At 59.9% G+C, this 21,701-nt stretch carries 27 protein-coding genes; 7 read left to right on the top strand and 20 right to left on the bottom strand.

Annotated features, from left to right (window positions below; all coding sequences use genetic code 11):
- Positions 1–18: 18 nt before the first annotated feature.
- From OC445_RS20225 to OC445_RS20195, 7 genes are all read right to left on the bottom strand, one after another.
- Positions 19–366 (bottom strand): DUF2493 domain-containing protein, encoded by a 348-nt coding sequence (locus OC445_RS20225; RefSeq protein WP_003191350.1) that lies wholly within the window; start codon positions 364–366, stop codon positions 19–21.
- A gap of 64 nt (positions 367–430) precedes the next feature.
- A complete protein-coding gene (gene mgtA, locus OC445_RS20220) occupies positions 431–3,145 on the bottom strand; it encodes a magnesium-translocating P-type ATPase (protein WP_072446563.1) in 2,715 nt (904 codons plus the stop codon).
- A gap of 236 nt (positions 3,146–3,381) precedes the next feature.
- The gene (locus tag OC445_RS20215; protein WP_127881565.1) at positions 3,382–3,675 is read right to left on the bottom strand and encodes a hypothetical protein; all 294 of its coding nucleotides are present in this window, start codon (positions 3,673–3,675) and stop codon (positions 3,382–3,384) included.
- 318 nt (positions 3,676–3,993) lie between these two features.
- Entirely contained in the window at positions 3,994–4,605 is a 612-nt protein-coding gene (locus OC445_RS20210; RefSeq protein WP_054897296.1) for a LysE family transporter, read from the bottom strand.
- A 276-nt stretch (positions 4,606–4,881) separates the two neighbouring features.
- The gene (locus tag OC445_RS20205) at positions 4,882–5,364 is read right to left on the bottom strand and encodes an arsenate reductase ArsC (RefSeq protein ID WP_186527358.1); all 483 of its coding nucleotides are present in this window, start codon (positions 5,362–5,364) and stop codon (positions 4,882–4,884) included.
- 11 nt (positions 5,365–5,375) lie between these two features.
- The gene (locus OC445_RS20200) at positions 5,376–6,659 is read right to left on the bottom strand and encodes an arsenic transporter (RefSeq protein ID WP_089041761.1); all 1,284 of its coding nucleotides are present in this window, start codon (positions 6,657–6,659) and stop codon (positions 5,376–5,378) included.
- 19 nt (positions 6,660–6,678) lie between these two features.
- Positions 6,679–7,035, bottom strand: coding sequence for a metalloregulator ArsR/SmtB family transcription factor (locus OC445_RS20195; RefSeq protein ID WP_034127507.1), 357 nt, complete (start codon positions 7,033–7,035; stop codon positions 6,679–6,681).
- Positions 7,036–7,212: 177 nt separating this feature from the next.
- On the opposite strand from OC445_RS20195, the gene OC445_RS20190 reads away from it, so the two are divergent.
- The 4 genes from OC445_RS20190 (at position 7,213) to OC445_RS20175 (ending at position 9,030) form a co-directional block, all read left to right on the top strand.
- Positions 7,213–7,428: a hypothetical protein gene (locus OC445_RS20190; protein WP_003191339.1), complete on the top strand. Its 216-nt coding sequence runs from the start codon at positions 7,213–7,215 to the stop codon at positions 7,426–7,428.
- 71 nt (positions 7,429–7,499) lie between these two features.
- Positions 7,500–8,195, top strand: coding sequence for an AzlC family ABC transporter permease (locus OC445_RS20185; RefSeq protein ID WP_054897293.1), 696 nt, complete (start codon positions 7,500–7,502; stop codon positions 8,193–8,195).
- Complete coding sequence (locus OC445_RS20180; protein ID WP_014718527.1) at positions 8,192–8,503, top strand: AzlD domain-containing protein; 312 nt, start codon at positions 8,192–8,194, stop codon at positions 8,501–8,503. Before OC445_RS20185 ends, OC445_RS20180 begins: the two co-directional genes overlap by 4 nt.
- A 173-nt stretch (positions 8,504–8,676) precedes the next feature.
- Positions 8,677–9,030: a hypothetical protein gene (locus tag OC445_RS20175; protein ID WP_054897292.1), complete on the top strand. Its 354-nt coding sequence runs from the start codon at positions 8,677–8,679 to the stop codon at positions 9,028–9,030.
- Positions 9,031–9,178: 148 nt separating this feature from the next.
- On the opposite strand, the gene OC445_RS20170 is transcribed toward OC445_RS20175, so the two are convergent.
- The 11 genes from OC445_RS20170 to OC445_RS20120 all read right to left on the bottom strand — a co-directional run bounded on the left by OC445_RS20170 (position 9,179) and on the right by OC445_RS20120 (position 18,916).
- On the bottom strand, positions 9,179–9,883 hold the full coding sequence (locus tag OC445_RS20170; protein ID WP_057975835.1) for a YoaK family protein: 705 nt from the start codon (positions 9,881–9,883) through the stop codon (positions 9,179–9,181).
- Positions 9,884–9,952: 69 nt separating this feature from the next.
- Positions 9,953–11,587 carry an ABC-F family ATP-binding cassette domain-containing protein gene (locus OC445_RS20165; protein ID WP_198791305.1) on the bottom strand — a complete coding sequence of 545 codons (1,635 nt, stop codon included), beginning with the start codon at positions 11,585–11,587 and terminating at the stop codon, positions 9,953–9,955.
- A gap of 123 nt (positions 11,588–11,710) precedes the next feature.
- A complete protein-coding gene (locus OC445_RS20160) occupies positions 11,711–12,760 on the bottom strand; it encodes a DNA topoisomerase IB (RefSeq protein WP_034127504.1) in 1,050 nt (349 codons plus the stop codon).
- Positions 12,761–12,834: 74 nt separating this feature from the next.
- Positions 12,835–13,914 (bottom strand): molybdenum ABC transporter ATP-binding protein, encoded by a 1,080-nt coding sequence (modC, locus tag OC445_RS20155; RefSeq protein WP_262020303.1) that lies wholly within the window; start codon positions 13,912–13,914, stop codon positions 12,835–12,837.
- Positions 13,915–13,919: 5 nt separating this feature from the next.
- A complete protein-coding gene (modB, locus tag OC445_RS20150; protein ID WP_060764759.1) occupies positions 13,920–14,600 on the bottom strand; it encodes a molybdate ABC transporter permease subunit in 681 nt (226 codons plus the stop codon).
- Positions 14,601–15,353 (bottom strand): molybdate ABC transporter substrate-binding protein, encoded by a 753-nt coding sequence (gene modA, locus OC445_RS20145; protein ID WP_405648158.1) that lies wholly within the window; start codon positions 15,351–15,353, stop codon positions 14,601–14,603.
- Between the two features lie 112 nt (positions 15,354–15,465).
- Positions 15,466–16,530, bottom strand: a complete 1,065-nt coding sequence (locus OC445_RS20140; RefSeq protein WP_181124294.1) for an NAD(P)H-dependent flavin oxidoreductase — start codon at positions 16,528–16,530, stop codon at positions 15,466–15,468.
- A 71-nt stretch (positions 16,531–16,601) separates the two neighbouring features.
- Complete coding sequence (gene ada, locus OC445_RS20135; RefSeq protein ID WP_181124296.1) at positions 16,602–17,675, bottom strand: bifunctional DNA-binding transcriptional regulator/O6-methylguanine-DNA methyltransferase Ada; 1,074 nt, start codon at positions 17,673–17,675, stop codon at positions 16,602–16,604.
- A gap of 75 nt (positions 17,676–17,750) precedes the next feature.
- On the bottom strand, positions 17,751–18,416 hold the full coding sequence (gene alkB, locus OC445_RS20130) for a DNA oxidative demethylase AlkB (RefSeq protein ID WP_262020302.1): 666 nt from the start codon (positions 18,414–18,416) through the stop codon (positions 17,751–17,753).
- A gap of 3 nt (positions 18,417–18,419) precedes the next feature.
- Positions 18,420–18,587 (bottom strand): hypothetical protein, encoded by a 168-nt coding sequence (locus OC445_RS20125; protein WP_169918926.1) that lies wholly within the window; start codon positions 18,585–18,587, stop codon positions 18,420–18,422.
- Positions 18,588–18,613: 26 nt separating this feature from the next.
- Entirely contained in the window at positions 18,614–18,916 is a 303-nt protein-coding gene (locus OC445_RS20120; protein ID WP_003191319.1) for a DUF1883 domain-containing protein, read from the bottom strand.
- Between the two features lie 212 nt (positions 18,917–19,128).
- On the opposite strand from OC445_RS20120, the gene OC445_RS20115 reads away from it, so the two are divergent.
- Together OC445_RS20115 and OC445_RS20110 are read left to right on the top strand one after the other, a co-directional pair.
- Positions 19,129–19,479 (top strand): hypothetical protein, encoded by a 351-nt coding sequence (locus OC445_RS20115; protein WP_003191317.1) that lies wholly within the window; start codon positions 19,129–19,131, stop codon positions 19,477–19,479.
- 146 nt (positions 19,480–19,625) lie between these two features.
- The gene (locus OC445_RS20110; protein WP_034127497.1) at positions 19,626–19,856 is read left to right on the top strand and encodes a hypothetical protein; all 231 of its coding nucleotides are present in this window, start codon (positions 19,626–19,628) and stop codon (positions 19,854–19,856) included.
- A gap of 5 nt (positions 19,857–19,861) precedes the next feature.
- On the opposite strand, the gene OC445_RS20105 is transcribed toward OC445_RS20110, so the two are convergent.
- Together OC445_RS20105 and OC445_RS20100 are read right to left on the bottom strand one after the other, a co-directional pair.
- The gene (locus OC445_RS20105; protein ID WP_003191312.1) at positions 19,862–20,143 is read right to left on the bottom strand and encodes a hypothetical protein; all 282 of its coding nucleotides are present in this window, start codon (positions 20,141–20,143) and stop codon (positions 19,862–19,864) included.
- 141 nt (positions 20,144–20,284) lie between these two features.
- On the bottom strand, positions 20,285–20,470 hold the full coding sequence (locus OC445_RS20100) for a hypothetical protein (RefSeq protein WP_034127495.1): 186 nt from the start codon (positions 20,468–20,470) through the stop codon (positions 20,285–20,287).
- Positions 20,471–20,781: 311 nt separating this feature from the next.
- On the opposite strand from OC445_RS20100, the gene galU reads away from it, so the two are divergent.
- Positions 20,782–21,621, top strand: a complete 840-nt coding sequence (gene galU / locus OC445_RS20095) for a UTP--glucose-1-phosphate uridylyltransferase GalU (protein WP_003173830.1) — start codon at positions 20,782–20,784, stop codon at positions 21,619–21,621.
- Positions 21,622–21,701: the final 80 nt, after the last annotated feature.

Genomic DNA, 21,701 nt, shown 5'->3' with positions numbered 1-21,701 from the left:
GATGCACCTCGCTTGAGTTCAGCTTTCTACGGTCAGCACCGAAATGCCGCTGGCTTTGGCCTGGCAAACCAGCTCCGAGGTATCGTCACCGCCAGGCAGGGCGATGATCAGATCGGGGCGGCTGTCGGCCAGCATGAAGTGATTGCGCTGGCGTTCCGCCTGTTTGCCATGGCGCTGCCAATTGGGTGGATAACGCACTACGTCGATACCGATTTCCCGGGCCCATTCCTCGATCTCACTGCCCAGGAACTGGTTGCCGCCGTGGATCAGTACCTGCACCGGGCGCAGGCGGTGGTAAGCGTCCAGCACATGGCGGGACTTTTTGGTGTCGGCGTAATGACGACCTGCACAGATCAACACGCGCATGAGCAAATCCTTGTATTGCACGCAGGCGACCGGGCGGCCGCCTGCGTTTGAACGGCGGGGAGGGTCAGTACCACTGTTTGAAGCGGCGGATGTAGATCGTCTTCATCAGTTGGGCGACGCAGCAGTAAGCCAGCAAGGTGCCCACCAGCCATGGGAAGTACGCCAGCGGCAGCGGTTGCAGGCCCACCAGGGTGCCCAGCGGTGAGAACGGCACGTAGATGCCCAGGGCGATCACGATGCAGGTCATCATCAACACCGGCCAGGCGGCCGTGCTCTGGAAGAACGGGATCTTGCGGGTGCGTAGCATATGCACCACCAGGGTTTGCGAGAGCAGCCCTTCGATAAACCAGCCGGACTGGAACAGCGTCTGCATTTCCACACTGTTGGCCGAGAACACGTACCACATCAGCGCAAAGGTGGTGATGTCGAAGATCGACGAGGTCGGCCCGATCCAGATCATGAAGCGGCCGATGTTTTTCGCATCCCACTTGCGTGGCTTGGCCAGGTATTCCTTGTCCATCTTGTCCCACGGCAGGGCCAGTTGGGAGATGTCGTACATCAGGTTCTGCAGCAGCAGATGGATCGCCAGCATCGGCATGAACGGGATGAACGCACTGGCCACCAGCACCGAGAACACGTTGCCGAAGTTGGAGCTGGCAGTCATGTTCAGGTACTTCATGATATTGCCGAAGGTTTCGCGGCCCTTGAGTACGCCTTCTTCCAGCACCATCAGGCTCTTTTCCAGCAGGATGATGTCGGCCGATTCCTTGGCGATGTCGGTGCCGCTGTCCACCGAAATACCCACATCGGCATCCCGCAGCGCCGGTGCATCGTTGATACCGTCACCGAGGAAGCCGACGGTGTGCCCGTTGGTTTGCAGCGCCTTGAGCACGCGGGATTTTTGCAGCGGCGTGAGCTTGGCGAATACGGTGCGCTCTTCTACGCGGCGCAGCAGGGTGGCGTCGTCCATGGCTTCGATTTCCACACCCAGCAGCGGCTGGCCGGGTTCCAGGCCAACCTGGCGGCAGATCTTGCTGGTGACCACGGCGTTGTCGCCGGTCAACACCTTGATCGCCACGCCAATCTGTTGCAGCGCCGCAATGGCCGGACCTGCGGTTTCCTTCGGTGGGTCCAGGAACGTCAGGAAGCCCTGGATCACCAGGTTGCGTTCGTCGCTGGTGGTGTACTGCTGGCGTGCCAGCGCTTTAGGGATATTGCGGGTCGCTACCACCAGCACGCGGAAACCGTCTTCGTTGTAATCATTGGCGAGCGCCAGTAGCGCCTCACGACGGCGGTCATCCAGGGGCAAGGCTTCGCCGGCCTCCATGACATGGGTAGAAATGCTCAGCATCTCTTCCACCGCTCCCTTGCATACCAGCAACTGATCACCGGCGGCATCCTTGACCACGATCGACAGGCGACGACGGACAAAGTCGAACGGCAATTCATCGACCTTGCTGTAGGCAAACGGCACCTGGAACTTGGGGTTCTGTTCCGAGAACTGCACCACCGCCTGGTCCATCAGGTTTTTCATGCCGCTCTGGTGAAAGCTGTTGAGCCACGCCAGGGACAGCACGGCGTCATCGCGCTGGCCAAAGGCATTGACGTGATGCTCGAGGATGATCTTGTCCTGGGTGAGGGTGCCGGTCTTGTCAGTGCACAGCACATCCATCGAGCCGAAGTTCTGGATCGCATTGAGGCGCTTGACCACCACTTTGCGCTTGGCCATGGCCGTAGCCCCCTTGGCCAGGTTGGCGCTGACGATCATCGGCAGCATTTCCGGGGTAAGGCCGACGGCTACCGCCAGGGCAAACAGGAAGGCATCGCCCCAATCGCCCTTGGAGAAGCCATTGAGGAAAAACACGATGGGTACCATCACCAGCATGAAGCGGATCAGCAGCCAGCTGACACTGTTCACGCCCCGGTCGAAGGCGGTTTGCACCCGCGAGCCGACAATCGCCTTGGCCAGGGAGCCAAAGTAAGTGCGCGGCCCTGTTGCCACCACCACTGCTTTAGCGCGGCCGCTGACCACGTTGGTGCCCATGAAGCAGATGTTCGGCAAGTCCAGCAGGTTGCCCTGGTCGGCGGCCAGGGTAGAGGCGGACTTTTGCGTGACATCGCCCAGGGTGTCGTACTTCTCCACCGGCAAGGCTTCGCCGGTCAGCACGGCCTGGCTGATAAACAGGTCGCGGGACTCGATCAGGCGGATATCGGCGGGGATCATGTCGCCGGCTGACAGCTGCACGATGTCGCCGGCCACCAGGTCGCGCATCGGCACTTCGCGCAAGAAGGGCTGGGCGCCAACCTGCTCGCGGCGCAGCACGGTGGCGGTGGTGCGTACCATGGCCTTGAGGGCTTCTGCGGATTTGGCCGAGCGGTGTTCTTGCCAGAAACGCAGCAGGCTGCTGAGCAACACCATGGTCATGATGATGATGACTTTGGTCAGGTCGACTTCTTCACCTGCCTGAAGTGGCAACCAATAGTCGGTGACAAAGCTGATACCGCCCAGGGTCAACAGCACGTAGATGAAGGGGTTGTTCAGTGCCTGCAGGAACTGGACGATAGCGTGTGGCGGCTTGTCATGGGCCACTTCGTTATAGCCTTCGCGTTGCAGGCGCGCCGAGGCGTCCAGTTCGGTCAGGCCGTCCTGGGTGGCGCGTACATTGGCGAGGGTGGCCGCCAGGCCATTGTGGGCTTCGCGGGCGGCACGCATCGACAGCCTGGTGTCGGCAGCGGTGCCATTTTTCTTGTGCAGAGGCGTGTTTTTTACGGCGCTCATTGTCTGTACTCCTGTCGCCAATTCTCGACAAAACATACCCTCTACTTACCTGCAGACAGGCGAGCGAAAGCATGCCGAGCCGCGGACTTCGCGATCGGTTCAAATAAAGTATTCAAATAACTTCTGAAGGGCCCGCTAACAGCAAGTTAGTTAACTAGCGTGCAGCAGGCTACTACTGGACGTGTTCATAAAGAACTCCAGGGTCATCAATAAGAAAGTTGCTGTTTCCAGCGAGGTCAGGCGGCGTGAGTACTCAGGTAGAAACCGAGCATCAAGCGCGCTTGCGCCAGGCAGGAAACCTGGGGTCTCTGCGGGTCTTGAGGGTCGGCATGATCCCAGTGCTGCACCAGGTGGCCGCTTTCAGGGCAGATACGCCAGTGCGCCAGCGGCGGGGCTGGGCGCACTTGAGGGGAGGGTGTGACAAAGGTCGAGCGGCTTGGCGAAAAGCCCGCCGGCGCTCGGCACAGCTTGGCGTGCAGGGCTGCGACCAGTGTGCGCGTATCAGGCAAAACAAGGAGTTGGAAGGTCATAACACACCTCGGGACCGGACGGGCGACCGGTGAGGCAGTTACGGTGGAGCATCAAGCTCTAGCGCAGCTTACCGGACCTGGAACGCGAGTCCTGTCATATTCTGGGTTTGGCGCCCGATGCCCGCAAAGGCGGTGCTCGGACAGCGACTAGATACTGTGTCCATTGGCTTCTTTTGTGAGGTTTAAAAAAGGCCCCAGTTGCGGGCACGGGCAATCTACTCAGGGCGTCACAGAATGTCAACGCATGATTAATTAAATTAGCCCGTGTTCAGAGTTTGTTCAGACAAGAGGCGCGCGTAAGTTGTGAGTTGAATAACTTCATACACCTTGCGCGGCGAGGAGTGCCAGATAGATCAATACTAAACCGCAGGCCGCATAACTCACACGCTGCCAAGTCGGTGATGCGTTCTTGCGTAGCAGGTTCACCAAGGCGGCGGTAAGAAAACACGAGAGTACCGACGCCAGCATGAAGCCGGCAAAAAACATCAGGGTCTGTCCGTGACTGGGGGTGGTGCCGACAATCCCCGACAGTGCGCTTCCCAAGGCGCCCCAGTAGACGATGTTTTTCGGATTAGCCAAGGAAATCGCCGCGCCCACCGCCAACGCATTTTTGCCTGAGCTGGCAGGGGCATTGTCCATTGCCGGTAACTGCCAGGCATCAATCAGGCTGCGAATGCCCAGCCAGGCCAGGTACAGCGCGCAGACGATTGTAAGTGGAACCCGCACTGCATCATGCTGGATCAGCAGTGCGATACCGGTGAGGCCAATCACGGCCCAGACGGCGTCGCCCACCAGTGAGCCGAACTGCACCAGCAACGCCGGCGTGAAGCCATGGAGCAAGCCGCGGCGCAGAGTCTCTGCCAGCACGGCGCCGGGGGAAAGGCAAAATACAAAACCGAATACCAGCGCATAGACAAAGATCGACAGCATGCTCAGTTCCTTTCGAGAAAGTGCCAGAGCATACGTCAGTCCGGGAGAGGGATACCACGCCCTCTGTAGGAACGCCCGCGATGGCGGCGCGTCAGCGACTGAATCTTCAACTGAACCACCGCTATCGCAGGCAAGCCAGCTCCCACACTGGCCGTGTATTGCCCACAGGATCAGCGCCCCCTGTAGGAGCGAGCTTGCTCGCGAAAAGCGTCAACGATAACGCGCGTTTCCTGAATGACCGCGGTGCCTATGAGTTTTTCGCGAGCAAGCTTGCTCCTACAAAGTCTGCGGCGTTGAGGCAATGCGGTGGAGTTCAGCCTTCAATTCATCCGGCGATAGACGTGCAAAGGGCAGCGCAAAAAACGCCTCGCAGCGTGCGGTGATAATGTCGAGGGTGGCCTTGAATGCAGCCTCTACTTGCGCCTCGTCACCCTGCATTTCGGAAGGGTCCTCCAGACCCCAATGCGTCTTCACCGCTGGGCCGAAATATACGGGGCACGCTTCACCGGCTGCTTTATCGCACACGGTGATGACCACATCAGGCGGGCTGTCTTGAAAGGCCTCATTGCCCTTGCTGTACAAACCTTCGATGCTGATGCCCGCCGCCTGCAGCGTGCTCAGGCTACGGGGCAAGACCTGGCCCTTGGGAAAACTGCCGGCGCTGATCGCTTCAAAGCCCGGCGGCGCCAGGTGGTTGAACATCGCTTCGGACAAGATGCTGCGGCAGCTGTTGGCGGTACACATGAACAGCACTTTCATTGCAGTCTCCATTAGACGCTCAGGCGCAAGGCGAGGGCGGCGAGGGTGATCAGCAGGACGGGCAGGGTCAGCACGATCCCGACCTTGAAGTAGTAACCCCAGGTGATGGTGATGCCTTTGCGTGCCAGGATATGCAACCACAACAAGGTGGCCAGGCTGCCGATGGGGGTGATTTTCGGGCCCAGGTCGCTGCCGATCACATTGGCGTAGATCATCGCGTCCTTGACCACGCCCACGGCATGGCTGGACTCGATGGACAACGCGCCAATCAGCACGGTCGGCAGGTTATTCATGGCTGATGAGAGCAGCGCGGTCAGCACCCCGGTGCCCATGGCCGCGCCCCACACACCATAGGTGGCGAAGGTATCGAGCCAGGTGGCCAGGTAGTCGGTCAGGCCGGCGTTACGCAGGCCATAGACCACCAGGTACATGCCCAGGGAAAAAATCACGATCTGCCACGGGGCTTCCTTGAGGACCTTGCGCGTGGAAATCTGATGACCTTTGGCAGCAATCACCAGCAGCAGTACCGCACAGAACGCCGAGATCGCACTGATGGGAATGCCCAACGGTTCCAGGGCGAAACAGCCGACCAGCAAAATACCGAGTACCCACCAACCGGCACGAAAGGTCGCACGGTCATGGATGGCACTGGCGGGGTCTTCCAGGTCGGACGGGTTGTAGGTCTGCGGAATATCCCGGCGGAAAAACCACAGCAGCACCGCGAGCGTGGCGGCGACACTGACCAGGTTCACCGGCACCATCACCGCGGCGTATTCGTTGAAGCCAATCTTGAAATAGTCCGCCGAGACGATATTCACCAGGTTCGACACCACCAGCGGCAGGCTCGCCGTGTCGGCGATAAACCCTGCGCCCATGACGAAGGCCAGGGTCGCCGCCGGGGAAAAGCGCAAGGCCAGCAGCATCGACATCACGATAGGCGTCAGGATCAACGCCGCACCGTCGTTGGCAAACAGCGCCGATACCAGCGCACCCAGCAACACCATATAGGCAAACAACCGCCGGCCGCGGCCACGCCCCCAGCGCGCCACATGCAGCGCCGTCCAGGCGAAGAAACCGGCTTCGTCCAGCAACAGGCTGATGATGATCAGCGCGACGAAGGTGCCGGTGGCGTTCCAGATGATCTGCCACACCGCCGGGATGTCCGCCAGGCTGATCACCCCGCAGGCCAGCGCCAGGATCGCGCCCAGTGTGGCACTCCAGCCGACGCCCAGGCCCTTGGGTTGCCAGATGACCAGCACGATGGTGACGAGGAAAATCGCAATTGCGACAAGCATGAATAAACGCTCCGATGGCTCAGCAGCAGGTGCTGGCCCGTTGTGGTCTGTCGCCCATTGCATTCAGACGCAGTGCGTCATCCTGCAACCATGGCTGGTTGGCTTGCAGAGTGGTGTCCAGCACCTGAGTAACCCAGGCGGGCAGTGCCGGATTGATGCGGTAGTAGATCCATTGCCCTTGACGTCGGTCCACCAGTAGCCCGCAACTGCGCAATTGCGCGAGATGGCGGGAGATTTTTGGCTGGCTGTCGTCCAAGGCATGGATCAACTCACACACGCAAAGTTCGCCCTCGCGCAGGATCAGTAAGGTCACCCGTGCACGGGTGGCATCGGCCAGGCACTTGAACAGGGTGGGAGGAGAGAAGAGGTCTGACATGGTCAAGGACTTTTCAAGTGGATATATTCGAATATACGTATTTGCATATATATAGGTCAAATCTTGTTTCAATTGATATGGATCAAAACCCTTTGAAAGCGCCACAACTGTTTGAAATTAAAATGAAACACAAATGTCCTAACGTGCCTGCCCATTGCTGATGAAGGAAGACCCCGCGTGACCCGAGCCACCCGCAACCTGCGCAAGACCCTGGATTCCGTCGCGGAAAATAACGAAACCGCGGCCTTTGACCTGATGCGCGCCGTGGAAAAACTCGGCGATGAAGTGCTGCGCCAGCGCCTGCTCAATACCATCCACCGGCTGAACCAGGATGCGTATGAATTGCGCGAAGCCCGGGATTCGGTGGAGCAGGTTTCGGTAAAGCTCGCCTGAGCAAGATCGTTCAAGACAAGCTTTCGTTCGCGCTGGCATGCTTGTCGACTGTCTGTCGATGAGCCGCTTCCATGCCCACTGCATTACCTCATTACGCCTTCACCCGCGGCGCCATCGCCGTCATTCCCTTATCCCTGGCGTGTGCGCCCTGGGGGTTGCTGGCCGGCTCCATGGCCATCGACGCACAATTTACCCCGCTGCAAGCCCAAGGCTTGTCTGCCATTGTGTTTGCCGGTGCCGCACAACTGGTGGCCATCGGCATGGTCAAGAGCGGTGCCAGCCTGATTTCCATCGTGCTGACCACCTTACTGCTCACATCCCAGCATCTGCTCTATGGCATGCACATGCGTCCTACGCTGTCTTCGCTCAACACCCGTTGGCGCATGAGCCTGGGGTTCTTGTTGACCGATGAATTCTTTGCCCTGGTCAACCACTACGACCGCGAGACCTTCAACCGCTGGTACGCCCTGGGCGTCGGCCTGACGTTTTACCTGGTCTGGAACCTCTTCACCCTTGCCGGCATTGTGCTGGGCAAAAGCATTCCCGGCCTTGATCAATTGGGGCTGGAGTTCTCGATTGCCGCGACCTTTATCGCCTTGATCACCCCTGTGGTGCGCGACGTGCCCACGGTGGTATGCGTTGCCGTGGCACTGCTGAGCTCGGTCTGGTTGAGTTATCTGCACTGGGAGTCGGCGGTGGTGGTCTCGGGTGTGTTGGGGATGAGCGCGGGGTTTGCCTGTAAACGGCTGGGAGTGGGGCAACGATGATTTACCTGATGATTGTGGCCATGGGCCTGGTGGTGTTCTTCAACCGTTACCTGTTTATCGAGCCGCGCTTGCCAGTACGGCTCAATCGCGGTGCGCGTGAATTTCTGGGCTTCGCCGTGCCGGGCATGCTCACCGCGATCTGCGGGCCGATTATTTTCCTGGCTGACCATCGGCTCAACCTGAGCCCGAGCAACCCTTATCTGCTGGCCGGCATCTGCGCCGTGGCGTTGATGTACTGGACGCGCAGCGTGTTGACCACGGTGCTATTGAGCATGGCGCTGTTCTATCTGTTCCGTTGGTGGTTTTGACACCCGGGCAAAAAAAAAGCCCGCGGGGTGGCGGGCAGAAGGGAGACTTCTAAAAAATGAGCCTGGCCACTATAGGCGGCGTGTTTGCCCTTCACAGTGAAACAAAGTTCATGGGCGCGTCAGTTGGCAGACGCACAGTGGTAGAGTCACGGTTTTTCCAAGGAAGCAATGGCATGCACAAAGTGGTAATGGGCGCATTGATACTGGCGGCACTGACCGGTTGCGCCGGTTCGAAGATGAAGGAAGCGCGCGCAGGCAGCCCCTACAAGACCCTGGCATCAGACAAGGCCACTCTGGTCGTTGCCCAGTGCATCCAGTTCGGCTGGCAGGATGAAAGCGTGTTCGGCGTCGATGCTGGCGGCTTCAAGGAAGCGACCGAGGCGGGTGGTTTTACGGTGTATACCACCGGTGGCGATTACTTTGTCGATGTACTCAGCACCGGCGCGGGTTCTACGGTCAACTACTATGCAGCACAGGACAATATGCCGGCCAAACGTCGCCTGGCAGCACTGGCCACTTGTCTGTAAGTCGGTTGCCTTAGCCATATTCCGAAATGCCTGGCGGGACAGCCGCTGGGCATTGGCCTATGATTCACTTGCTCGTTCGACGTGATGGCTCTTTACCGGTACACGGATGTCGAGGCTTAAACGTCGAACGAGCTCCTCCACCCCAACCTCACCGGGGCATGAAACCCAAGTGCCAGCGTCGCGGAATCAACAGTGTCGCCACCCCCAAGGCCGCAGCCAACGCACCACTGACCCACAATGCGCGCAGGCCCATCTGCTGTTCCAGCAGTGCACCGATCACAGCGCCAATGAACATCCCGCCCCACGGAATCAATTGCACGCGCCAGCCATTGCGGCGCTCCCCCAATAACCAACGGCCGAGCCCGCGACCAAAGCGTGACAGCGCTCCGGTGACGTAGGTCAGCCCCACCGGCAGCCCGTTCACTTCCTCGACGGCCGCGTTGAGCATGCCCATGGCAATGATAGCTGCGAGCAACGCGGGCAAGGTGTCGGTCGATGGCCACAACGCCGCAGCGCAGAGCAAGGCGCCGATGCACAGTAATAAGGGCAACGCATGGCGCTTGCTGAAACGGCTGACCAGCACGCCCAAGGCATTGCCGACCACGAAGGTGGTGACCAGCAATACCAGGCGCCCGGTGAGCCCCAGGTCGCCCGCACTGATGGCCACCGCCAGGCGCGTGGTGTTACCACTCATGAACGAGACGAAATCGCCGCTGGCCATAAAACCGATCGCATCGGTCATGCCCGCCAGCACCGACAGGCAGGCCACCAGCATCAAGCCCACGCGCCCGCGCCAGCGCTGACGACGGGCGAGCGTGGCATTGGTGTAAGGCTTGCGGGACGAAGGCAGCATGGGGCTGGTTTCCTCGGTGAGATTATCCGGCCACTACCGTAGGGCGCTTTGCCTGTCCGCGCAATGACCTCAGACACGCTCCAGTTGCCAGCCGGTGGCGTGCCACGTCAGATGGTGAGTCGGCTCGATCGCCTGCAAGAATGCCTCGTCGTGTGATACGGCCAGCAGCGCGCCGGTAAACCCCTTCAAAGCCTGCTCAAACGCTAGCACTGACTCCAGGTCCAGGTGGTTGGTGGGTTCATCCAACAACAGTAATTGCGCCGGTGTATCACGCCACAAGGCCAGGGCCATCGCGGCTTTCAAGCGCTCGCCGCCGCTGAGTTGCCCTGCCGGCTGCGTAACCCGCAGCGCGTCCAGCTGCAAAAACGCCAGACGTGTGCGCAGTTCGGCTTCGGCCAGCGGCGTGTCGAGCAGGTTGAGTTGCTCGACAAGGCTGCGCCGGTCGTCCAGCAGCGCCAGGTGCTGATCAATGTACGCACTGGGCACCGCTACGCTGCACTTGCCACTGACCGCCTGCCAGTGGCCGGCCAGCAGTTTGAGCAAGGTCGATTTGCCGCAACCGTTCGGCCCACGCACGGCAACGCGAGCCGGACCTGTCAGGTTTAGCGTCAGGTAGCTGACGGGCGCCAGGGGATCGAGCCAGGGCAATTGCGCCTGCTCCAGCACCAGTACCTGGCGGCCATTGGGGACCGTCGAGCCTGATAATGCGAGCAGTGTGGGCGTCTCATCCGCCACGCGCTCGTAAGCCTGGCGCACCTGGGCGTCGAGTTGGTTTTTGCACGCATGATGGGCGCTACGCACGCTGCTGACGATCTCCTTTGCTGCGCTTTTCCAGCGCGCCTTGGTAAAACGGTCGACGTTGGCGGTCTCGGCCTGTTTACGTGCGCGTGCGGCATGGCGCTGCAGGTCGTCGTGGTCTTTTTGCAGACGCCGACGCTCACGGCTGCGGGCCAGACGCGCCTGTTCCCACGCAGCAATCGCGGCCTGCTGGTGAGTATCGCGTTGCTGGCGATAGGCGTCGTAGTTGCCGCCGTAGACCTGAATGCCAAGGGGCGAAAGCTCAATGATGCGACCCATGACGTTGAGCAACTGTCGATCATGGCTGACCACCACCAGGCCACCTCGCCAATCGCGCAACACACGCAACAGCCAATCGCGCCCGGCAGCATCAAGGTGGTTACTGGGCTCATCCAGAATCAGCAACTGCGGCGCAGCCAACAACGCCCCGATCAGCGCGACCCTGGCGAGTTGGCCACCGCTGAGTTGATCGGCCGGGGTACTGGCACTGAGGGTCTGCAAACCCGCTGCATCCAGTGCCTGGCGCAGGCGCTCGGCGAGGTCCCAGCGATCGTCGATCAGTTCCAGGTCACCGAGGCGTGCATCGCCCTGGGCCATACGTGCAAGGGCAGCCAAGGCTGCGGCAGTTGCGGTGATATCGGCGATGGTTTGCCCTGGTTGAGCCGTGATGGCCTGGGGCACATAGGCAACGTGGGCCGGTTTTTTCAACGTGCCGGAGGAGGGCAGCAGCACGCCGGCCATCAACCTGGCCAGGATACTTTTGCCCCGTCCATTGCGCCCGACGATACCGGTAGGCGTTTGATCAATGGACAGGTTCACGTCGGCCAGCAGGGTTTCGCCATTGGCGAACTGGAAAGACAGGTGTTGCAGGGAAACAAGAGCGGGCAGCCGTTTGACGTCAGTCATCAGCACCTCCAAAAAAATGTCGAACAGGCCAACAAGCGCGCCAGCGGCTCGTTGCAGATACATTTTGGAAGGCTTAGATGTTCACGTCGGCGGTCATCCCGTGAGTCAGAAGGGAGGCAGAGCCTAACCCACCTTAACTTTGTGCGGCAAGTCTTCGGCCAGTTTTTCCAGGAACATCGCCAGCGCGACTTCTTCGGCTTTCAAGCCTTTGCGCACCCGCGGCTTGGGCAACTTCGACAACTCGCCGAGGCTGAAATGCTCGAGCACCGCCGGATGGATATAGCACTTGCGGCACACCGCCGGCGTATTGCCCAACTGCCGGGAGACATCCTTGACCATCGCCACCACATGCCGCTTGGCGTCGGATTCGGGCTGCCACGCCAACTCGCGCAACACTGCCAGCGCCATTGCTGTACCAGCCCAGGTGCGGTAGTCCTTGGCGGTAAAGTCTTCGCCGGTCAGGCTGTGCAGGTAGTCGTTGACGTCCTGTGAGCTGACGGTATGCCGCTCACCGTCTTCGTCGAGGTACTGGAACAGGTTTTGCCCCGGCAATTCCATGCAACGCTTGACCACCCGGGCCAGGCGCCGATCCTTGACGCTGACTTGATGCTCCACGCCACTCTTGCCACGAAACTGGAACTGGATCTCACTGCCCTTGATGTCCACATGGCGGTTGCGCAAGGTGGTCAGCCCGTAGGATTTGTTTTCACGGGCATATTGGGTATTGCCGACGCGGATCAGCGTGGCGTCCAGCAACATCACCACCGTGGCCAACACCTTTTCGCGGGTAAACCCCGGCTCGGCGATTTGAGCTTCGAGCTGTTTGCGCAATTTGGGCAACGCGGCGCCAAAAGCCTGCAAGCGCGAGTACTTGTCGCTGTCGCGCACCTCGCGCCAGCGTGGGTGGTAACGGTATTGCTTGCGGCCACGGGCGTCGCGGCCGGTGGCTTGCAGGTGGCCGCGAGGGTCGGCACAGATCCACACGTCGGTGTAGGCGGGCGGCACCGCCAAGGCGTTCAGGCGTTTTATTTCGTCCGCGTCGGTAATGCGCTCGCCCTTGGCGTTCAGATACTGGAACTTGCCTCGCACTTTTTTACGGCGGATGCCGGGCTGGGTGTCATCCACATAATGCAGGTCGCGGGGCAGGTCGGCGGGTAGCGAAGAGTCAGGCATGGGGCGGGTTCCTTGGCAACAAATCAGGCCGGTATGTCTGATTGACCGCAGCACCCCGCGGTCGTGCCAAATGGTTAAGCCAGCACCGCCACCGCCTTGATTTGCGCCCACAGTGTCTGGCCCGGATGCAGTTGCAACTGGTCGTGTGAGAAGCGCGTGATGCGTGCCAGCAAGGGCGTGCCGCCGGCGTCGAGGCGCACCAGCACGTGGGCGCTGTTGTCCGCGCCAATAGTCTGGGTGACGGTCACCGGCAAGCGGTTGAGGATGCTGCTGTGTTCCTGGGCCTGCAGGCTCAGGCTTACATCCCGTGCCTGGACCTTGACCCGCAGCGGGTTGCCCACCGCCAGCGGGACATGGGCCACGCGCATCTGCAACGGGCAATCGGGTAACTGCAGAGTGAGCAACTGATAGTGCGCGTCGTAGGCAACGACGCTGCCGGCGATCACCACGCCGGCATCGTCGCCCAGCGCCAAGGGCAGGTCGAGGCGCGCCAGGGTCTCGCCGATCGGGCCGCTGGCCAGGGCCTTGCCGTCGCTGAGCAAGACAATATGGTCGGCCAGTCGCGCCACTTCGTCCTGGGCATGGCTGACGTACAGCACCGGGATATCCAGCTCGTCGTGCAGGCGTTCCAGGTAAGGCAATATCTCGCTTTTGCGCTGGCTGTCCAGCGCCGCCAGCGGTTCATCCATCAACAACAACTTGGGGCTGGTGAGCAAGGCGCGGGCGATGCCGATGCGTTGGCGCTCGCCGCCGGACAAGTGTTGCGGGTGACGCTCAAGCAAGTGCCCGATGCCCAACAGTTCGGTGGCCTGGGCCAAGTCCACGCGCTGTTGCGGGCGCGGAATACGTTTGAGGCCGAACTCCAGATTGGCGCGCACCGACAGGTGCGCAAACAGGCTCGCCTCCTGGAACACATAGCCCAGGGCGCGTTTATGCGGCGGTACAAACAGCCCTTTGCGGCTGTCTTGCCAGACCTCGCCGTTGACTTGTACAAAACCGTGTTCGGCGCGTTCCAATCCGGCGATGCAGCGCAGGCACGTGGTCTTGCCGGAGCCAGAATGCCCGTACAGCGCACTCACGCCACGGCCGGGCAATTGCAGGTCAACATCCAGTGTGAAGGCGCAATACTTCAGGTGCAGGCGTATATCCATCATCGCGATCAGCTCCAGCCCATCTTGGTTTTACGGCTGGAATAGAGCGCCAGCAACACGAGGAAGGCGAACACCACCATGGCGCCGGCCAGCCAATGGGCCTGGGCATATTCCATGGCTTCGACGTGGTCGTAGATCTGCACTGAGACGACACGGGTCTTGTCCGGGATATTGCCGCCGATCATCAGCACCACGCCGAACTCACCGACGGTATGGGCAAAGCCCAGGATCGAGGCGGTGATAAACCCAGGGCGTGCCAGCGGCAGGATCACCGTGAAAAACGTGTCCCACGGGTTGGCGCGCAAGGTCGCGGCCACTTCCAGCGGGCGCGTGCCGATGCTAGAAAACGCATTCTGCAACGGCTGCACCACGAAGGGCATGGAGTAGATCACCGAGCCAATCACCAGCCCGGCGAAACTGAAGGTGAGGGTGCCCAGGCCCAGCCACTGGGTGAACTGGCCGACGTACCCGTTGGGCCCCATGGCCAACAGTAAATAGAAGCCGATGACCGTTGGCGGCAACACCAACGGCAGTGCGACCACTGCGCCGATGGGGCCGCGCCACTTGGAACGGGTGCGCGACAGCCACAGGGCGATCGGTGTGCCGATGATCAATAGGATCAGGGTGGTCAGTGAGGCCAGTTTGAGGGTCAACCAGATCGCAGAAAAATCAGCACTCGTCAGGGGCATTTACAGCTCGTAACCGTAGGATTTGATAACGGCAGCCGCTTTCGGGCCTTTGAGGTAGTCCACCAGAGCCTTGGCGGCGGCGCTGTCCTTGCCCTTATTGAGGATTACGGCGTCCTGTTTGATCGGGTCATGCAGGGAGGCCGGAACAATCCACGCCGAACCGCCGGTGACTTTGCCGTCTTTGTAGATCTGCGACAAGGCCACAAAACCCAGCTCGGCGTTACCGGTGGACACAAACTGATAAGCCTGGGTGATGTTCTGGCCCTCGACGAGCTTGTCCTTGACCTGGTCGCTCAAGCCTTCCCTGGCCAGCAATTGGGTGGCTGCCAGGCCGTAGGGCGCTGTTTTGGGGTTGGCGATGGACAAGTGCTTGAATTGGTTTTTCTTCAGCACATCACCCTTGGCATCCACATAGCCTTCTTTGGCCGACCACAGCGCCAGGGTGCCGACCGCGTAGGTGAAGCGTGAACCCTTGACCGTAGCGCCTTCGCTTTCGAGTTTTTGCGGGGTGGTGTCATCGGCGCTGAGGAACACCTCAAATGGCGCGCCGTTCTTGATCTGGGTGTAGAACTGCCCGGTGGCACCGTAAGCCGCGACCAGTTTATGGCCGGTGTCTTTCTCGAAATCGGCGGCAATCGCCTGGATCGGGGCGGTGAAGTTGGCGGCCACGGCCACCTGCACTTCATCGGCATGGGCCGTACCCAAGGCAAAGGCGGCAAGCAGGGGGGCCAGGTGCGAAACGCGGGTCATCATGAAGCAACTCCTTGAAGGTGTACGGCAGGTTGTAGGTAAAGAGGCTTACCGCTATGTATGGGAATATATAGCGGTAGGCTATTGCCGGTATAGCACCAAGTTGCTGCGCAGGTCAGTCGCGGGTGAATCTGGCTAGCGCGTGCTCGGCCAATTCGCGGGTCAGGTCATAGGTGGACAGGTCTTTGCCGAGCCTCAGGGCCTGGCCTGCCCACAGGTTACTGAAACCGGCTTCATCCTTGGCCTTGAGCGGCATTAATGCGCCTCCAGCTTTGGGGAACGCCGGCGCCGCTGGATTGATTGCGCCGAGCTCACGCATCACCCGGTTGACGATGCCCCGCGCCGGGCGGCCGGTAAACAGGTTGGTCAGCGCGGTTTCGCTGGCTTGGGCATGGCGCAGCGCATGGTGATGGGAGGCGCTTACCGTAGCTTCGGGTGTGAACAGGTATGCCGTGCCGACCTGCACTGCCGAAGCGCCCAGCGCAAAGGCGGCGACGATGCCGCGCGCATCGCCGATTCCGCCCGCAGCAATCACCGGCACGCTGACCGCGTCGACAATCTGCGGTAGCAGCGCCATCAAGCCGATCTGGCTGTTGAGGTCATCGCTGAGAAACAGGCCACGATGCCCACCAGCTTCGATGCCCATGGCGATAATCGCGTCGCAGCCGTGCTGTTCCAGCCACACGGCTTCCTCGACAGTGGTGGCCGATGACAGCACCTTGGCACCGGTGGCTTTTACCCGGTCCAGCAAAGACTTCTCTGGCAGGCCAAAATGAAAGCTCACCACTTCTGGCCGAAACGCTTCCACTACCTGGCAGGCTGCGTCATTGAACGGCGCGCGGTTGGACACCGGGGTTGGCGCATCGAAGTCGGCGCCCAGCTCATGGTAGTAAGGTTGCAGCAAGGCCTTCCAAGCCTGGTCCCGCGCGTCATCGGCATCGGGCGGTTGATGGCAGAAGAAGTTGATGTTCAGCGGCGCATGACTGGCCTGGCGAATGAGAGCCAAGGCATCGCGCAGTTGCTCCAGGCTCAGCGCCGCCGCAGGCATCGAGCCCAGGGCTCCGGCTTGCTGGGCGGCGATGACCATGGCGGTGGTCGTCGCGCCAGCCATCGGCGCCTGGATGATCGGCACCTCAATGCCCAACAGGTCAAGAATGCGGGTGTATGGCCAGGTGCTCATGGGGTGCTTCTCCAGCGTTAGTAGGGCTTTTCGCTGTTTTAGCAGGGCAATCAGCACCCGGCCAGTCTGTTTTATTCACTGGACGGAAGCGGCGTTTTGTGGGGCTGGGTTTCGCGCTCGAGTAACTGGCGCTTGCGCTCTACGCCCCAGCGGTAGCCCGACAGCTCGCCATTGCTGCGCACCACGCGATGACAGGGAATCGCCACCGCCAGGTGGTTGGCACCGCAAGCCTGGGCCACGGCGCGAAAGGAGGAGGGGGCACCGATACGCTCGGCAATCTGCGCATAGCTGGCGGTGCTGCCCGCAGGGATTTCGCGCAACGCCTGCCACACCCGCTCCTGAAAGGCTGTGCCGCGCAGGTCCAAGGGCAAATCCAGGCCCAAGGCAGGGGCCTCGACAAAGCCGACGACGTGGGCCACCAGTTGTTCGAAACCCTGATCCGCGCCGATCAACTCAGCCTTGGGAAACTGGTCTTGCAGGTCGCGCACCAGTTTGTCCGGATCATCACCCAATAAAATCGCACACACGCCACGTTGGCTTTGCGCCACCAGAATCGCCCCCAGCGAGCACTGGCCAACGGCAAAGCGGATGGTGTTATTGGCGCCGCCGCCTTTGTAGTCTCGAGGTCTCATGCCAAGCACTTGGTCGGCGGCTTCATAAAAGCGGCTATTGGAATTAAAGCCCGCGTCATACAGGGTGTCCGTCACCGAATGCTGGCCCTTGAGGCCGTCGCGCACTCTGCGTGAACGCAGGGCGCTGGCGTAACCCCTGGGGGTCAAGCCGGTGCTGGCTTTGAATACGCGGTGGAAGTGAAAGGGACTCAGCCCGGCGCATCGGGCCAGCACATCCAGGCTAGGCGGAGTTTCGGCCTGCTCGATTTGCCGGCAGGCCTCGGCCACCAGTTGCCCATGGTGAGCGGCCAACTGGGTCTGGTCGCCGGCAGCGCGTTTACTGGGACGATAACCGGCGGCTTCGGCCTGCGCCGGCGTGTCGAAAAACTCGACATTCTCCGGGCGCGGCAAACGCGAAGCGCTGCTGGGGCGGCAATACACGCCGGTGGTTTTCACGCCGTAGACAAACAAGGCGTCGGCCTTGGCATCACGGGCAATAATGGCAGCCCAGCGCGGATCGTGTTCGTTGTTCATGGCCTGCACTCTTGACGGTTCAGGAGCAGATTAAGCCTGCCGCTCGCCATCGACACTCCGAAGCTTGCGGTCAAATTAACCGGCGGTGCGAAAGGTCAGGTTGATGCGCTGCGGGCCCATGACCGGATGCACGCCGTCCTTGATCGGCATCACGCCATGAAAGCGCAGGCGATCAACGCCGCCCCACACCGCCACATCACCATGAAACAGCGAGACCTTTTGGGTTTTGTCGCTGCGCGCATGGCCACCGAACAGGAAAATCGCCGGCAGCCCCAGGGACACCGACACCACGGGCGCGCTGTAGCTGCGCTCGTTCTTATCCTGATGCAGGGACATCTTCGCCCCCGGTACGTAACGGTTGATCAAGCAGGCATCGGGTTGAAAACCGCCAAAGCCGGCCTCGATAGCCGCAGCCACCGCCAGTTGGCGCAATGTGTCGGGCATGACGGGCCAAGGTTGCTGGCTGCGCGGGTCGAGTGGGCTGTAGCGATAGCCATGGGCGTCGGTGGTCCAGCCCAGCTCGCCGCAACTGCTCAGCGCCGCAGACATGGTAAAGCCGCCGGGAGTGACCATCTGCCGAAACGGTGATTGAGCCAGGACACGCCGCAGTTCAGGCAATAACCGCTCGATCCAGGGCAGGGCATAGCCCCTTAGTACATAGGACTCTTCGCCAATTTGCTCGCGCCCGGCAGGCTGTTGCAGGGCCTCGTCGGCAAACAAATCGGCGGTAGGGCCAGGCATGGCTTACAGCGCCTTGCTCACGTTGATGTCGGTGATTTCGTCGTTGGCATCATGAATTTTTGCCAAGGCTTGCTTGGCTTCTTCGATGCTGTTGTTGTGCAACTGGGCAAATTCAAAGCGGCGTTCGCCGTTGAGCTTGTACTTGATGACGTATTTGGTTGTGGTGGTCACAGCTTTTTTCCTGTCAGGTGTTCAGGTCAGCTCAGCTTGCTGCTGGTACGACGAACGATACGGATCTTGTGGGACAACGCAGGTTTACGGGTCACGCTGATGGCGCGACGGGTCACCACATCCAGGGTGATGTTCCAGAACCCGGTGCTGGGCGCGGTGATCTTGGCCGGGAATTTATCAAATGCGCCGCCGTGGTAGGTATGGCGGCCGCCATTTTTGAAGCTGCGAAAGTTCGCATCGCTCATCAGGCGAATATTGCAGGTCTGCGAGCATTCGATGACGACAATGTCTCCCTCGTTGAGGTGCTCACGCTGGTGGATGAATTTCATGGGGTGTCTCCAGAAGGGCTTTTTCTGAAAAATCAGAACGATACGTAGGTTAAGATGGAGTTTATCAGCCCCAGCGCGTTTATTATCGGGCCGTCGTCGACGACTTCGACAATTTAAAACAGTTATTTACCGAGTTATCACAGATAAATCCTACGTTGGTGGGAGAAAATTACCATCCCCGCTGTCGTAGGGTCTTTATCGGAGGTTTTTGTATGAAGTGGAGTGTGTTGGTGCTGGCCTTGGCAATAGGTGGGTGTGCTTCGGTTGCAGATATCAAGCAGACCCCGCCAACATTGGTGGTCATCTCAGGGAAGAAACCGCAGGAATATGCGGCGTGTGTGGTACGCAAATTGGAGGCGACCCGTCGGCCGCCGCAAATCGAACCCCATAAAGACGGCATTCAGGTGATCGTGCCGCAGAAGTTCTCGGCAGACCCGTCGGCGATCTTTGAAATCGAAGACCGCTCCAGCGGTAGCAGCATCAAGCTTTATGAAAGCATGTCCAATGTGCCGATCCGCCCGGGCGACGTGAAGAAGGCGGGGGAAGAATGCATTTCCGGTTGAGCTCCAGACTCATCCCTCACACCCGATAAAAAAAAGCCCTTACCCTGCAGGGACGGTATGCATCCGTTAAACTGTCGGGCATTCACTATAAAGATGCCGCTCAAACCCGGGGTTTGAGCGGCATTTGTTTTTCTGGAAAGCCGGTTATGAAACGAGAACACGTCAAAGCCCGCCATGCCGAAGGGCAGATCTCGGCCACCCATGTCATCCAGAACCCCGCCGATCTGGGCGAGTGGATCGTATTTTTCAAGAAGAGCGGCGGGCGCAGCTACTTCCTGGTGGACGAACAGGATGAGGTCGAATCATTTGCTCGCCTGGATGACCTGATCGAAATCCTGCGGGGCCTGGGGATCAAGTTCGCTGAAGTGCACCTGTAGCAACGTTACTTGCAGACCACCACCACGCTGCGGCCTTTGAAGTTGCCCACGTCCTGGCCCAGGGTCTTGTCGCTTTCCTTGAGTGCCGGCGTGCCATTGGTGCCGACGATGCGGTAGCCGGTGCCCGCGCAGGAGGCGTCCGCCTTCTCGTAGCAACTGGCCCATGAATTGGCCTCGCCCGAGCAGTCGATGGTCAGGCCTTGCTCGCCATTTTTCAGCAGGGTGTCGGAGGCGGTGGTGCAGCCGGCGAGTGCCAGTACCGCGGTCAGTGCCAGGATTTTTTTCATAGAGGGGGTCGTCATCGAGGGTATTGGAAGGGCGCGCTGACACTGTCGTGGCGTTGTTGAAGATTATAGCGAACTGCCATCTAGGTACAGACAAACAAAAAAGCCCCGTTTAACGGGGCTTTCAAAGCAGTGCAAAGAGGCTTACTTGGTTTTCGGCCGCTTGCTCGATGCATGGCCTGCCTCATCCACAAACACTTCGGCGACGGCGATCGCCATGCTTTCGGACTCGAATACGCCGGCAACGCTGTCACCGTGAAAATTGATCAAGTGCCAGCCGTCTGCTCGCTTAGTGATCAGGTAGCCGTTTACACCTTTTGGTTCTGACATCTGTTGGCAATCTCGTGGTCTTGGTTCAAGGCGCCCATGATAGCGCCAAATGCCGGGGCAGGGCGCAAGTTGTTGCGGGTCAGTGCCAGGGGTGCAAAAGCGTGCTAAAACCATTGCAGCCCTTTCAAACAAGGGGTCGACGCGAGTTCTGACCAACCGTTGGTGACACCCATTGCAGGATCAGCGGAACTTACGCCGACATTTTTTCTCTATGATGACATCGCAACGCCAGCAGAACCCCATTGTAAGGTGACTGCGGCCTGATTAGACTGCGCCGAATTCCGTACGCACAGCCCTTTGTAAGGACTCATATGATCAAGAAATGCTTGTTCCCAGCAGCCGGTTACGGCACTCGCTTCTTGCCAGCGACCAAAGCCATGCCCAAAGAAATGCTGCCAGTGGTGAACAAGCCACTGATTCAGTACGGTGTGGAAGAGGCTCTGGATGCCGGTTTGAACGAGATCTCCATCGTCACGGGTCGTGGCAAGCGCGCGCTGGAAGACCACTTCGACATCAGCTATGAGCTGGAAAACCAGATCAAGGGCACCGACAAGGAAAAATACTTGGTCGGTATCCGTAAACTGCTCGACGAGTGCTCGTTCTCCTACACCCGTCAGACTCAGATGAAAGGTCTCGGCCATGCCATCCTTACCGGTCGCCCGCTGATTGGTGACGAACCCTTTGCCGTGGTCCTGGCGGACGACTTGTGCGTCAACCTGGAAGGCGACGGTGTGCTGACCCAGATGGTCAAGCTCTACCAGAAATACCGTTGCACCATCGTTGCGGTGATGGAAGTCAACCCAACCGAAACCAATAAGTACGGTGTTATCGCCGGTGACGATATTGGCGATGGCCTGATCCGCGTACGCGACATGGTCGAGAAGCCAGCGCCGGAAGACGCGCCATCGAACCTGGCGATCATCGGTCGTTACATCCTCACGCCGGACATCTTCAAGCTGATCGAAGAAACCGAGCCAGGCAAGGGTGGCGAGATCCAGATCACCGACGCTCTGCTCAAGCAAGCCAAAGACGGCTGCGTGATTGCCTACAAGTTCAAGGGCCAGCGTTTCGACTGCGGCGGCGCTGAGGGCTACATCGAAGCGACCAACTTCTGCTACGAGCATTTCTACAAGACGGGCAAGGCTTACTGATCCACGCTTGCCGGCACGTTTTAAGCGAAAGCCACCTTCGGGTGGCTTTTTCGTTTTTCAGCCCCATGTAAGTCGGTATG

It is taken from the genome of Pseudomonas sp. Pse35 (assembly GCF_024519715.1).
In the GTDB taxonomy this organism is placed as follows: Bacteria; Pseudomonadota; Gammaproteobacteria; order Pseudomonadales; family Pseudomonadaceae; genus Aquipseudomonas; species Aquipseudomonas paracarnis.
This window is presented reverse-complemented; position numbering and strand designations above follow the sequence as displayed.